This is a genomic window from Candidatus Venteria ishoeyi (assembly GCF_030378065.1).
GTDB lineage: Bacteria > Pseudomonadota > Gammaproteobacteria > Beggiatoales > Beggiatoaceae > Venteria > Venteria ishoeyi.
In genome coordinates, this window is sequence record NZ_JAUCGJ010000002.1 from 49,189 (window position 1) to 63,187 (window position 13,999).

Sequence of the window (13,999 nt, forward strand, 5' to 3'; positions counted from 1 at the left end):
CGGCAAGTGTGATGTTATTAATATGCTTTAAGATAAAAGGAGAAAACGAATGCGTGATGATATGATCATGGCTGCATTAAATGAGTTAAATAGCAGTTCCGCAGATATTGAAGCTTCAGCCGTTATTTCTACCGATGGACTGGTGCTCTCAGCAATTTTGCCACAAACAATGGATGAAGATCGTGTTGGAGCAATGGCTGCTGCAATGTTATCTTTAGGGGATCGCACTGCTTCAGAATTAGCGCGCGGTAATCTTGAACAGGTGCTGATAAAAGGTAGCGCCGGTTATGTACTGATGATGTATGCAGGTGAAAATACTGTTGTCAGCGTTGTAACAAATGCCAGTGCAAAGCTGGGACTAATTTTTCTGGATGTTAAACGCTCTGCTGAGGCTATCAGCAAACTGGTATAAACATTTATCGTAATGAAAATAATACGATGGAGAACAGACAATGGCGGGTAAAGCCTTTTTTTTGCAACGCCTCAACGATCATGTGCAATATTTGAAAAAAATCAATGCCACCTTAGAAGGTAAGAGTGATTTTCAAGGTACTGCGCACACTGATTGTAAATTGGGGCAATGGATTTATGGTGAAGGTGCTGATGAAGTCGCCTCCCTGTCCGATCCTAAAGCACAGGAAACATTTGATGCGCTGAAAGAACCCCATGAAAAATTTCATGATATCAGCAAAGATGCGCTGGCTAAAAAAATAGCGGGAGATGAAGAAGGGGCGCGTAGAGCAGAAACGGATATGCATGTCTTATCCACCAATATTTATAACAAATTATTAGATTTAGACGGCATGTCTTAATTAAGCTAAACACAGCTTAATTAATTTTTTATAGCAAAAACAGTGTTTTATAAAATACTGTTTTTGCTTAGGATTGAATATCCAGAAATTTATAATAAGCTGTTGGAACTGGATCAAATGTCCTGATTTCCAATCAGTATAATCAGGATTTTGCATTATCAATGATGCCAAACTCAACGAAAAACCCGATACGCATTATGAAACAGGGGATGGATACCCGTACATCTGATATGCTGAAAATGGTATTTGAAAAACATGCGCAAGCGGCTTTTATTCTGGTTGAAGAAACGCAGGCCGAAGCGTGTATTTTTGATATGGATACATTAGGCTCTAAAGCACTGTGGGAAATTTATCAACAACAACACCCAGCTATGCCCACTTTGGTATTGTCATTATATGACTGGGTTGGTAAAAAGCACCTGTTTATCAAAAAGCCAGTTAAGTTAACCATCCTATTAGAACAACTTACATTATTAAAACAACAAGTCGAACAATTTCGCCTTACTTTAACTGAATTGATACCTGCAAGCCAGACTGAAACCCAGACTAAAGCAGGTACTGCTTCTCCTAAAAAGCAAACACAGGATGTCAAACACACAACTCAAACATTAGAGCAATATCAACAACATTATTTTAGCCAATATGCTGATAACAGGATTTGTGGTGAGCATCCTGACATTAACCTGAAAGATCGTAAAGCAGTTGCCAGCATCAGTTATCATGCCAATGAATATTTTCAAGGTTTATTCAGCAAAGCCATGCATTTGGCAAAACAACAGCAGTGCTGTATTCACATTCAGGGATTTTTTGGTGAGTTACTGATTCATCCAGCTAAAAATCGTTTATTATCCAGTGTGCAGGAAGAACGTTTATTTACGATGGCAACCATGCCAATTAAGGCTGAACATGTGAAAATGCTGACAGTGCCGCCGGAAGAATTAGAACAACAGATTAAAACTGCCAGTGTTGCGTTTTATCATTATTATTTAGAACAATTCACCTGGAAACTGTCGCTGTGGACTGCGCGTGGTCGTATCATGGCTGACACACCGCTGGATCAAGCCATTGTTTTATCACGCTGGCCGAATTTTACGCGTTTATTGATCCCCCCCCATGCCATGCAGATCACCGCACTGTGGATAGAAACAGCTTGCAGTCTGGCAGAAACGGCTCGTTTATTGGAAATTCCACAACGCGATGTGTTTACTTTTTATAATGCGGTATATGCCATTGGTCTGGCATATCCCGATCATCAAACCAAAGATCATCACAAAACGCTAAAACTCAGTGCTAAACACACTGAACAACGGGGCTTGTTCAGAAAAATTTTGTCACACCTTGGACTAAAGATTTAAAATATTATGGCAGATTATAAAATTATTTTTACCGGCCCCTCTGGTGCGGGCAAAACTACCGCCATTACTGCTTTAAGTGATATTGCCACCATCCGCACCGATGCTGCTTCCAATGAAATACTCGATAGTTATATTGGCAAAAAAGGGATTACTGTAGCAATGGATTATGGGCTGATGAAGCTGGGTAATCGCGATAAAATTCATCTGTATGGTACGCCAGGGCAAGAACGCTTTGACTTTATGTGGGAGATTCTTATTAAGGGTGGTTTGGGATTAATTCTATTGATTGATCATGCCCACCGTTATCCTATTCGGGAAATGAAAGCGTTTTTACATGCTTTTAGAGATTTCTTAAAAGAGGGTAAGCTTGTTATTGGTATTACGCGCATGGATGTCAAACCTGAACCAGGCCTGGAACTCTATTACGAGCACTTCAGAGCATTAAACATCAATCCACCAATATTTGAAATTGATGCCCGTAATAAACAGGATGTTTCTTTATTGGTGCAAGCCTTATTATATTCACTTGATCCCGGTATAACATAATAGGAACCCCATTTTTTGTTTCATCGTCCCCCCCCTGCTTCAGATATTGCAGAAGAAGAAAATCCTTACCTTTTATCATTTTCTGATATTCTCGCGGGTTTATTGGCTATTTTTATTTTGGCATTGATCGCCTTGATGATTAAACTGGATCAACAAACTGATTTAGCCCAGGAAACCCGCCAAAAAGTACAACAAGCTTTACTTGAATTAGCGCAGGTTGAAGAAATGCGCCGGGAATTATTGGAAGAGGTGAAACGCAAGCTGGCATTGCAAAATGTGCAGGTGGAAATCACTGATAATTACTCTGTACTCAGTATTCCAGAAACTCAACTCCATTTTAAATCCGGTCACTACACAATCCCGGAGGCTAAATACAAAACCGTGTCTCTCATTGGTGGCGTGCTGGAAAAAGCCTTGCACGCTTCGGGACGCTTAAATCTTATTGATACCATTTTTATTGAAGGCCATACCGATAGCCAACCACTGACGCATTCAGATATGGGCAATTGGGGCTTATCCACCTATCGTGCAATTGCACTATGGAAATTCTGGAGCGAAAAACCCGGTGCTCAAAAACAATTTAAACGCATGAAAAATCGTCAGGGCAAACCATTGTTTTCAGTCAGCGGTTATGCTGCCACCCGGCGTTTATTCAAAAATGATTTTACCCCGCAAATACGCCAGAAAAACCGCCGCATAGACCTGCGCTTTACCATGCGCACCCCGCTCAGCGGTGATCTGATGAAAATGCTGGAAGATTTTAAACAATCAGGCATCCAGTAGAATAAGCTGAATTTGATTGAGGAAGGCGGAATGTCTGGTCGAGCGTGTACTCATCACAAAACCAATTCATGCCTTGCTACTTTTTCTGGCGGTGCTGGCTTGAAGCAACTAGTGCCGCCTTAATCCGGGGAAGTGACGGGTGCTATAGGTTTTTCTTGCAGCACTGGTGCAGATGTTTCCGCTGTCTCTGGCTCCTCTGCTTGAATCGGTATCTCAGGCTGTGCCGTTACCTGTTGTTGCAGTACGCTCAATGCTGCATTGAGCTTTTCGCTTACACTGTCTGCCGGACTTAATGTCAGGGCAAATTCAAGATAAGCCATTGCTTGTTCTTGCTGACCCTGCTCAGTTAATTTCTGACTTTTCAGTAAATAACGCAGTGCAATGCGATTACCCGCCCGCTCAAATTGTTCCTGATCTGCGGGTGTAAAATTCGTCTCGGCACTGAACAGGGTGCGCCATGTCAGCACCAGTTTTTTGAGATGTGGCAGGGAATCTTCATCTTTTGCCGCAAACTCAACCACCCTGTCAAAGAATACCTTGTGCAGCTTGGCATCACGCAATAAAGGATGTGTCGGGTCGATATGCATTATCCGCGTCCGCACATCAAACAAGTCTTCACCGGCATCATCTGGCAACAACTTCCCCTGCTCACGGTAAGCTTGATATTTTTGCCCCAGATCGTTTAACAAGCGCTGCCGGTGCGCATTGATTTCCTGCTGATAAGCTTTAAAGCTGGGAGATTCAGGATATAAGGTTAAAGCTTCATTTAATGCTTTGTCCAGGGCGCTAAAATCTTCCTGCTGGAGATAATCACCAACAAGCTGGCTGCGCTCCAATTTCCATTGCAAACTGTCTCGCTCAGGTGAGGCTTCAGGTAACAGTTGTTGCCAATCAGCAAGTAAAACCTTGACTTGATCATAGGCTTTGCTGGTGAGCAGCTTCTCAGCCTCGGTTCGGTAGGTCAGTGCTAATGCGGGGTCTTGTAATTGTTCATGCTGTGGTGCAATGCGCCTAATCTGTTGCCGGGTTTCCGTCAGGCAAGGGGTTCTATCATGCAAGGGCGCTTGAATAACGCTGAGACAGTCCTGGTATTTTTGGGTCAGGTTTTGCAGGCGCTGCGCTTTTTCCTGTTGAATTTTTTGTTGCTGCATATTTAAGCGTTGCGCATCAGGATACATTGCATCTAATTCAGCCAGGTATGCCGTGGCCTGCTCAAACTTATCTGCAACACTGGCAGCGGTGATTTTTTGCAGGTACTGCGCTGTTACCTGTGCCTGGACATCACTATCTTGCAAAATTAAGCTTCTGATTTGTGGTGAAAAAGCTTGCTCCAGATAGGAAAAAACTGTTTTTCCAGCCTTGTTTTCTTCGGACTGTTGAGTATAAAAATCAACCAGTGCTTTTTTAACTGCACCATCATCCGTATTTAAAACGGCTTTTTGAAATGCTGGAGGCCGCGTTTCCAAATGGCTGATACTATTTTCTTGACCTGTCAGCACCCCGTTTCTGACGGATTGGTATTGCCAGATGAAAAAATAGAACCAAAATGTACCGGCAAGTAATATCACAGCCAGTGAAGCAGCGCCTAATTTTAAGGCCGTAGCATGAGTTTTTTGAGGAAACAAGGCTGCAAAAAATTTATCGGGTGTTTGGGTGCGTTGCTGTTTATCAAAAACCAGACCCTGGGATAAGGCAGACCATTGTTTTGCTGTCAGCACTTTAAGCTGGGTTGGTAAAAAGTTCTTGGAACTGGCTTCAGGGCAGGCTTTTCGACCAAAAGGATGCACCCCGGATAATAGCTCGTAAGCCAGACAAGCTAAGGTATAAACCGCGCTGCAACGTGTTGCGCTATCCAGTTCCGTTAACATCTCACAACTTAGATAGGCATCAATATTATTGAGGGTCTTTTCCGCCACGGCATCTGGTTGTTCTTGCGCCACCTGTCGCAGCAAACGAATCAGCCCAAAGTCGAGTACTTTGATTGTTTTTTGCACGGGTTCATAAAAAATACTATGTGATGTGAGCGCAAGATGGGCAACACCGTGTGCATGTGCATATTCAACGGCAAGCGTCACGCCTTGCAAGATAATCTTAACCTCGGCAAGGGGCAGACCAGCGGGATTTTTTTCCAGCAGTTCAAATAAAGACAGCCCCGGCGGGGGTTCAGCAACAATAAACACGCTGCTGCCTGCACGCCCAAGTTCATAAACCGGGCTGATATGAGGATGCTCCAGATGCTGATAATGTTCAAACCAGGTGCTAAACATTCTGATAGCATGGGGACAACATTTTAACTCAGCTTGCAAAAAATGCAGCACAACACTGCGTCGACCAGTCTGCTGTCCTTCGGGCGCTAAATCAACTGCGCGCCAGGTTTCTCCTGAGAGACTATCTGGCAGGGCTTCTTTTAAGCGATATGCCTGTTTAATAATGCTATCTGTGGCTAATATTGCTTGCGCTTCATTATTCCAGCCATCCTGCCATTGCGCTGGCGCGCGCCAATCCGCACGGTTATCCGGGGTTTCAGACTTTCCGCTTGATGCATGTTTTTCATATTGTTGTAATTGCATATCCAGCTTAGCATAGTCCGGCATGGATAATTGCCGGGAATCACGCAATGTATCGATATGCTTGCGTAATTCAACTAGATGCTCAGGATTTTTATCCAGGGTTTCAGCAAGCAGGCGGATCAGTTGACCAAATCCGGTTTCACCCCGGATAAATGTATCAAGTGCGGCTTTGAAATCGTCCACGATTTTTATTACCTTCAGGCAGTGCCAAAAGTTTGTTTATGGATAAGTCGCTTGTAACAGCTCTAATAACTCTTTTGCCTGCTTGTGCTCAGGGTTCAGGCAAGTTGCGGTCTTTAAAGCTTTTTTTGCTTTACTGACTTCGTTATTGTTAAAAAAGCGTTCACCTTTGACATAATAATTTTCAGCCGCCGTATTTCTGGGTGCTGTTAAAGTAATCTGACAGATCTGCTCAGATTTTTTTACCTCACCGGGTTTCTTGGCTTTGCTGGGTTTCCTGGCTTTTTTCACCTTAGGTGTGCCAAGTGCTTTTTTTGGCTTTACAGTTGCCGTGGTTTTAACTGGTTTAGCCCTATCTGTTGATTTAACAGGATCGGTTTCTTCTCCTGTCGCCGGACGAAACTCTTCCGGGATACATCCGCTTAAGGCAATCAAAATGGAAAGTAAGGGCCATATACCCCTGTGGTATTGAATATACATACGGTGCCTGCCTTTTTGCCTCAAATGGCTATTTTTAGTTATCTGAATATTCTCAGTTATTCAGTAATAGGGTAGCATATTCACTGCAAGTGAACTATGCCGAGAAAATTCAAATATTCATAACGGATTATTAACAGCATCTAAAATGACAGGCGTAATCCGTTGTGGGCGAAAACTTTCGCTATGTACATACACCAGTTGCACCTGGCCTTTAGTCAAAATCCGCTCACGCTCATGTGACAAGATATATTGCTGCATTTCCAACTTACTTTTACCGATTTCAGTGATTTCTGCGGTGGCAATCAGGGCATCATTAAAACGCGCAGGAGACAGATATTCAATGCTTAAAGCACGCACGACAAATATCCGCTGATAATCCTGACGCAGTTGATCCTGTTCAAATCCCAACGCACGCAGCCATTCAGTGCGGGCGCGCTCCATAAATTTCAGATAATTGGCATGATAGACCACGCCACCGGCATCGGTGTCTTCATAATAAACCCGTACCGGCCATTCAAAGACTTTGTTCATGGCGTATCACTTGTTGTCGCAATAATCTCTGGAGCATCGCCAGTGGGCATTGCCCGGTTTTTGTCCAATTGTGGAGTTAAACCAAAATGTGCCCATGCCATGCGGGTGGCAACGCGACCGCGTGGTGTACGCATTAAAAATCCCTGTTGTAATAAATACGGCTCTATCACTTCTTCAATGGTACCACGCTCATCACCAATAGCGGCTGCCAGCGTGTCCAGGCCTACTGGCCCGCCATCAAATTTCTGCATAATTGATAACAATAACTTACGATCCAGCATATCCAGCCCATAAGTATCAACATCAAGCATATTCAATGCTTTTTGCGCAATTTCCTGACTGATTTCACCATTGCCTTTAACCTCCGCATAATCGCGCACCCGGCGCAACAGACGATTGGCAATACGCGGCGTGCCGCGCGCGCGCTGGGCGATTTCATGCGCACCTTCCGGGCTGATTTGGGTATTTAAGATCCCGGCTGAACGCTGCACAATATGCGTCAGGTGTTCAATATCATAAAATTCCAGACGCTGCACTATGCCAAAGCGATCACGCAAGGGAGAAGTTAGCAAACCACTACGGGTGGTTGCGCCCACCAGCGTAAACGGCGGCAAATCAATTTTAATCGAACGCGCCGCCGGTCCCTCGCCGATCATAATATCCAGTTGATAGTCTTCCATCGCTGGATACAGCACTTCTTCAATTACTGGACTGAGGCGGTGAATCTCATCAATAAATAACACATCATTGGCATCCAGGTTGGTCAGCAAGGCCGCTAAATCACCGGCTTTTTCCAACACCGGCCCGGAAGTCTGGCGTAGATTGACATCCATTTCATAGGCAATAATATGTGATAGCGTAGTTTTACCAAGTCCTGGCGGCCCAAAAATCAGCACATGATCCAATGCTTCCTGACGTTTTTTCGCAGCAGGAATAAATACTTCCATCTGCTCACGCACTTTTGGCTGACCGACATAATCCTGCAACCGCCGGGGACGGATTGCCCGGTCGATGCGCTGCTCTTCCGGGGTAGTCGTTTCTGCGGTGATTAAACGATCCGTTTCAATGCTCATATTGATACAGAAATAGATTTTTGTTTATTATTTGAACCAAATTTCAATTTTCTGCTCTCCAGCGATCAAAATGGGCTATTGTACACTGAACAAGTAATATTTAGGGATAACATCACTTATCCCGATTCCAAAAACTCCACTTGATTTACGGAAAAAGAGAACTCATTTATTAATTTTTGTGACATCACGCAGGACGGCGTGGAATTGGAATGGGAGCAGTATTTTAACAAAAACTGGCGACTGCTGAGCAACCTGTCTTATGGCAAAACCAGCCGCAGGTCTTGTGTTCTCGGACAGCCTCCTGGGAGGCTGTCCGGCAACATGATCACCAGTTGCATCGACTACTTTGGGTATCAATTATCCACCTTGTGGATTCTGGCGCAACTGTTCCACCATCTCCGAAGCCAGTTCAATACCTACAGGCCAACCAGGATTCAGTACAACGCCGTAACCGCCAGCAACTTTTTCCAATACCCACTTAAATTCCACCAATAAACCGCCACTACCATAACCTGGAAAATCGGCAACAATAGGCTGCGCCCGGTCAGGGCTGGTAAATACGGCAATGGCTTCTTCACCATCATCACTTTTTAGCGATAGCGGTACGGCATTTTTACTGGTTTGCAGTCCCGCCACCTGATGTTTATCATATACCGGCATAAAAACCTGAGTATCTAATAGTTCCAGCATGAATTGCTCACCGGAAATTTCCCCTTCCTGGGCTTGAACCAGTTTTTTTTCCAGATCATTGCTGACCTTAAAATCTTCTGTCTGCATAAGCTGTCTATTTCCTTATCAAAAAATCAAAATCAGACAAGTACCAAATTATCACGATGAATCAAAGACGGTTCATCCACATAACCTAAAATGGACTCAATATTTTTGCTGGGCTGACCCATAATTTTACAGGTTTCTTCAGCACTGTAATTAATCAGGCCACGGGCGATTTCCTTACCCTCTGGTGTCAGGCACAGCACCATCTCACCGCGCTTAAAATCCCCTTCTACTTGAGTGACACCCACGGCAAGCAAGCTTTTCCCGGCTTCTTTTAACATCAAAACCGCGCCTTCATCCAGGTAAACGCAACCGCGCATTTGCAGGTGCGAGGCCAGCCAGCGTTTACGTGCAGTAATGGGGGCTTGATTGGGATATAACCAGGTGCCAATGGGTTCTCCGCTTGCCAGACGGGTTAATACATTCGCTTCCCGACCATAGGCAATCAGGGTTGATGCACCGGAACGCGCCGCCAAATGCGCAGCGCGTAGTTTGGTCTGCATACCACCGCGTCCCAGTAAGCCGCCCGCGCTGCTGGCCATTGCCAGTAACTTGGGATCATCGGCCAGGCCTTCGCTGACTAATTCGGCATCGGGATCAGTACGGGGATCGGCACTGAATAAACCGGCCTGATCCGTTAAAATCACCAGAAAATCAGCAGCAATTAAATTGCTTACCAAACCACCTAGCGAGTCATTATCACCGAAGCGGATTTCTTCGGTCGCCACGCTGTCATTTTCATTAATAATGGGGATAACACCCAGTTCTAACAAGCTGCACAGCGTGCTGCGGGCATTGAGATAACGCTCCCGGTTGGAAAGATCATCATGTGTCAGCAGAATTTGCGCCGTATGCCGCCCCTGTGCCTGAAAAAAAGACTCATAACTCTGCACCATGCCCATTTGCCCAACCGCAGCGGCAGCCTGCAATTTAAATAATTCTGCTGGGCGCTCTGTCCAGTTCAATCGCGCCATGCCTTCTGCAACTGCGCCGGAAGACACCAGAATGATTTCATGTCCATCATCACATAATTGACTGATTTGTTTTACCCAGTCCTGTATCGCGACTTGATCAATACCTTTGCCTTCCGCCGTAATCAAGGCACTGCCAATTTTAATAACCCAGCGCTGTTTAATTCCTGTGTGCGGTCTTTTCATGAGGCTTATGCTCCATTTTCAGCATCCATCTCGGTACTGTCTGCCACTTGCGTCTGTTCTTCCAGTGCTTGATTTTCCATCAACTGTTCAAGATGATTCATAATTTCACCACATAAGCGTTGGCAACCCTGTCCTGAGATGGCTGATATTTTAAATACCGGTCCTTCCCAATTTAAGGCCTGAATAATATCTTGACAATGTTTTTCTTGCTCATCTTCTGGCAGTAAATCCAGTTTATTGAGTACCAACCAGCGTTCCCGCGTCGCTAAATCAGTGCTATATTTTTCCAGTTCACTAACAATGGTATGCGCTGTTGCCACCGGATCTGATTGGTCAACAGGCAAAACATCAATGAGATGTAATAATAAACGGTTACGTGATAAGTGTTTTAGAAAACGTATGCCCAGCCCCGCGCCTTCTGCCGCACCTTCAATAAGACCAGGGATATCTGCCATCACAAAACTGCGGTGGGCTTCAACTTTCACCACGCCCAGATTGGGATGTAAGGTGGTAAATGGGTAGTCAGCCACTTTCGGGCGCGCGGCGGAAACGGCGCGAATTAAAGTCGATTTACCGGCATTGGGCATACCCAATAGGCCAACATCAGCCAGTACCTGCAATTCCAGGCGCAAGCGCCGCTGCTCACCTTCACTGCCCAGGGTGGTTTGCCGTGGGGCTTGATTGGTGCTGCTTTTAAAGCGTGTGTTACCCAGGCCATGAAAACCGCCCTGAGCCACTTTGATAACCTGCTCATCTTCAGTCAGATCACCGATGAACTCGCCAGTGTCAGCTTCGTGGATGACCGTGCCAATTGGCACTTTGATATAAAAATCTTCGCCACCTTTTCCCGTGCGCTGCTTACCCATGCCGGGTTGACCATTTTGTGCGCGAAATAAACGCTTAAAACGAAAATCCACCAGGGTGTTGAGAGCGTTGTCTGCTTGCAGAAAAATACTGCCGCCATCTCCGCCATCTCCGCCATCGGGGCCACCAAAAGGGATGAATTTTTCCCGACGGAAGCTCAAACAACCACTGCCGCCTTTACCTGCCTGCACTTCAATCGTGACTTCATCGACAAATTTCATTGTGTTTGCTCCTGTAAAATTTGCGACCAGCGCAACATGCTTTGTTGATGCACTGACATCAACTGCTCCATGGATTGAAAAACCTGCATCCAGTTGGTTTCGTGGATTTTGTTCATTGTATTTGGCACCAAGGGTTTATTTGCAATAAATGGTTTCGGCGTAGGTATGTGCAACGCCTGAATGCCTTTATTATGTGCGCTTGTCGGCGTTGGCAGTTGCGTGATCGACTGAACGCTTAGCGATGGCGTTGTTTTATCATCTACTTTTTGCATCAAGTTTTGTAACAAGTCTGCCTGTTGCTGTTCCATATCAGATACTAGTTTCACGGTTGCCAACCAGCTTTGGGTGGTATCAGCTAACATGGCCTGATTTTGTTGTTGTTGCGTGGGCTGAGGTGGTGTCGGCGGAGGCTTTTTATCCGGCTTTTTATCCGGCTTTTTATCCGGTTTTGTTGTTTCCGGAGGCGCTATCGTCACAACGGGTGGTATTTTCTTGTCTTCAGGTTTTATCACAACCGGGGTTGGCTTTTTGTCCCCCTCATTACTTAAAGCTTTCTCTTTCTCTTTAGCGTTTTCTACCAATAGCCAATACACTACGGAGGAAAAAACCAACACAATAATTGAAGCCACGACAATAAACACTTTCGTGCTATTGTTCATTTTTTTAATTCTTTCCAGCAGGCCCGGATTATCATCAGAGCCTACCTCGGTGGTTTCTTCCTCCTCAGCCATCAGGATTGAGTTTCCTGGGCTTGCGGGTCTTGAGCTTGCTGATCCTGGGGTTTTTGGCGCAGACGAATACCCAGTTCTCGCAACTGACCGCTACCGGCATCTGATGGTGCGCTGGTTAGCAGACAACTGGCAGTCTGGGTTTTAGGGAAGGCAATCACATCACGAATGGAGCTGGCTCCCGTCATTAACATGACTAGACGATCCAGGCCAAAGGCCACGCCACCATGCGGTGGGCAACCGTATTTCAGCGCATTGAGCAGGAAGCCAAATTTTTCTTCGGCTTCTTCTTCAGCAATGCCCAGCATTTCAAATACGGCTGATTGCATTTCCGGCTGATGAATACGAATCGAACCACCACCGATTTCAGAGCCGTTAAGCACCATGTCATAACCCCGCGACAAGGCTTTGCCGGGATCGGCTTTTAAGCTGGCGATGTCGTCCGTATTTGGCGCGGTGAAGGGGTGATGCATGGCAAACCAGCGTTTTTCCTTAGGATCCCATTCAAACATGGGGAAGTCCACCACCCAGAGGATTTTCCAACCCGCTTCCACCAGTTCCATATCTTCGCCCACTTTCAGGCGTAAAGCGCCTAAAGCTTCGTTGACGATATGGGTTTTGTCCGCACCAAAGAAAATCAAATCACCATTTTCCACGCCAGTGCGCTCGACAATTGCATTCACGACATCATCTGGCAGGAATTTAAGGATGGGTGATTGTAAACCTTCGCGGCCTTTTTCAACTGCATTGACCTTGATATAAGCCAGACCCTTAGCACCGTAGATACTGACATATTTAGTATATGCGTCAATTTGCTTGCGGGTCAATTTGCAACCGGCAGGCACGCGCAGCGCGGCAACCCGTCCATCCTCAGCATTTGCCGGGCCAGAAAATACCTTAAATTCCACGCCAGCCATGAGATCGCCGACATCAGTGAGTTCCAGCGGGTTGCGCAAATCCGGTTTATCCGAACCAAAGCGGCGCATGGCTTCTGCATGGCTCATGGTCTGGAAGCTTTCCGGCAAATCCACATCCATGATGGTTTTAAACAGATTACGCATCATGTTTTCCATCAGATCGCGCAGTGTCTGCTCATCCACAAAAGACATTTCCAGGTCTAACTGGGTAAATTCTGGCTGGCGATCTGCACGTAAATCTTCATCACGGAAACAACGTACAATCTGATAATAACGATCCATACCCGACATCATCAGTAATTGTTTAAATAACTGCGGCGATTGTGGCAGCGCAAAAAACTCGCCGGGATGGGTGCGGCTAGGCACCAGATAATCACGCGCACCTTCCGGGGTGGCTTTGGTCAGCATCGGGGTTTCAATTTCCATAAAACCCTGTTTGTCGAGGAAGCTGCGCAGTACCTGATTGACTTGATGGCGCAGTTTAAAACGTGCCAGCATTTCCGGGCGACGCAAATCCACATAACGATAACGCAGGCGGATATCTTCATGCACATCGGTATCGTCTAACTGGAATGGCGGGGTTTCCGCACTATTGAGAATTTCCAGTTCCTTGCCCAGCACTTCAATTTTACCGGTGCGCAAGTCTTGATTATCCGTACCTTCCGGACGCAAACGCACGCGCCCGGTGATGCGCAGCACAAATTCATTACGCACTTGCTCGGCAGTGGCGAAAGCCTCGACTGTATCGGGATCAAACACAACCTGAACCGGGCCTTCCCGGTCGCGTAAATCAATAAAAATAACCCCACCATGATCTCGGCGGCGCTGAACCCAGCCACACAAGGTGACGGTTTGATCAACCAGACTCTCGTCTACTTCTCCGCAATACCGGCTACGCATGAAAACCTCTGTGATAAATATGTTGTAAATATGGAGTTACGCAAAAGCTGAATTGTTGGCGATTGGGAAAATGTAAGGTTTAAACCAAAACAACTGCCAAAAGCAGCG

14 protein-coding genes are annotated in these 13,999 nt (G+C 45.7%); 5 read left to right on the top strand and 9 right to left on the bottom strand.

Features of this window, described 5'->3' with window-relative positions; translation table 11 throughout:
- Nucleotides 1-49: 49 nt before the first annotated feature.
- The 5 genes from QUF61_RS00965 to QUF61_RS00985 all read left to right on the top strand — a co-directional run bounded on the left by QUF61_RS00965 (nucleotide 50) and on the right by QUF61_RS00985 (nucleotide 3,496).
- Complete coding sequence (locus QUF61_RS00965; protein WP_103920746.1) at nucleotides 50-412, top strand: roadblock/LC7 domain-containing protein; 363 nt, start codon at nucleotides 50-52, stop codon at nucleotides 410-412.
- A 40-nt stretch (nucleotides 413-452) separates the two neighbouring features.
- The gene (locus QUF61_RS00970; RefSeq protein ID WP_103920747.1) at nucleotides 453-812 is read left to right on the top strand and encodes a CZB domain-containing protein; all 360 of its coding nucleotides are present in this window, start codon (nucleotides 453-455) and stop codon (nucleotides 810-812) included.
- A 161-nt stretch (nucleotides 813-973) separates the two neighbouring features.
- Nucleotides 974-2,167 carry a hypothetical protein gene (locus tag QUF61_RS00975; RefSeq protein WP_289680026.1) on the top strand — a complete coding sequence of 398 codons (1,194 nt, stop codon included), beginning with the start codon at nucleotides 974-976 and terminating at the stop codon, nucleotides 2,165-2,167.
- Between the two features lie 6 nt (nucleotides 2,168-2,173).
- Nucleotides 2,174-2,713, top strand: coding sequence for a GTP-binding protein (locus tag QUF61_RS00980; RefSeq protein WP_289680027.1), 540 nt, complete (start codon nucleotides 2,174-2,176; stop codon nucleotides 2,711-2,713).
- Between the two features lie 15 nt (nucleotides 2,714-2,728).
- Nucleotides 2,729-3,496: an OmpA/MotB family protein gene (locus QUF61_RS00985; protein ID WP_289680029.1), complete on the top strand. Its 768-nt coding sequence runs from the start codon at nucleotides 2,729-2,731 to the stop codon at nucleotides 3,494-3,496.
- A 119-nt stretch (nucleotides 3,497-3,615) separates the two neighbouring features.
- Here the strand turns inward: QUF61_RS00985 and QUF61_RS00990 are convergent, their stop codons facing one another.
- From QUF61_RS00990 to aspS, 9 genes are all read right to left on the bottom strand, one after another.
- Nucleotides 3,616-6,249 carry a serine/threonine protein kinase gene (locus QUF61_RS00990; protein ID WP_289680030.1) on the bottom strand — a complete coding sequence of 878 codons (2,634 nt, stop codon included), beginning with the start codon at nucleotides 6,247-6,249 and terminating at the stop codon, nucleotides 3,616-3,618.
- A gap of 36 nt (nucleotides 6,250-6,285) precedes the next feature.
- Entirely contained in the window at nucleotides 6,286-6,726 is a 441-nt protein-coding gene (locus QUF61_RS00995) for a hypothetical protein (RefSeq protein ID WP_289680031.1), read from the bottom strand.
- Between the two features lie 117 nt (nucleotides 6,727-6,843).
- The gene (gene ybgC / locus QUF61_RS01000) at nucleotides 6,844-7,257 is read right to left on the bottom strand and encodes a tol-pal system-associated acyl-CoA thioesterase (RefSeq protein ID WP_289680032.1); all 414 of its coding nucleotides are present in this window, start codon (nucleotides 7,255-7,257) and stop codon (nucleotides 6,844-6,846) included.
- Entirely contained in the window at nucleotides 7,254-8,330 is a 1,077-nt protein-coding gene (ruvB, locus tag QUF61_RS01005; protein ID WP_103921759.1) for a Holliday junction branch migration DNA helicase RuvB, read from the bottom strand. The genes ybgC and ruvB overlap by 4 nt, the downstream gene beginning before the upstream one ends.
- A 357-nt stretch (nucleotides 8,331-8,687) precedes the next feature.
- Nucleotides 8,688-9,107, bottom strand: coding sequence for an SseB family protein (locus QUF61_RS01010; protein ID WP_103921757.1), 420 nt, complete (start codon nucleotides 9,105-9,107; stop codon nucleotides 8,688-8,690).
- 32 nt (nucleotides 9,108-9,139) lie between these two features.
- Nucleotides 9,140-10,261, bottom strand: coding sequence for a glutamate 5-kinase (gene proB / locus QUF61_RS01015; RefSeq protein WP_103921756.1), 1,122 nt, complete (start codon nucleotides 10,259-10,261; stop codon nucleotides 9,140-9,142).
- 5 nt (nucleotides 10,262-10,266) lie between these two features.
- Complete coding sequence (gene cgtA, locus QUF61_RS01020; protein WP_289680034.1) at nucleotides 10,267-11,346, bottom strand: Obg family GTPase CgtA; 1,080 nt, start codon at nucleotides 11,344-11,346, stop codon at nucleotides 10,267-10,269.
- On the bottom strand, nucleotides 11,343-12,077 hold the full coding sequence (locus tag QUF61_RS01025) for a hypothetical protein (protein ID WP_103921754.1): 735 nt from the start codon (nucleotides 12,075-12,077) through the stop codon (nucleotides 11,343-11,345). Before QUF61_RS01025 ends, cgtA begins: the two co-directional genes overlap by 4 nt.
- A complete protein-coding gene (gene aspS / locus QUF61_RS01030) occupies nucleotides 12,077-13,891 on the bottom strand; it encodes an aspartate--tRNA ligase (protein WP_289680035.1) in 1,815 nt (604 codons plus the stop codon). Before aspS ends, QUF61_RS01025 begins: the two co-directional genes overlap by 1 nt.
- Nucleotides 13,892-13,999 lie beyond the last annotated feature (108 nt).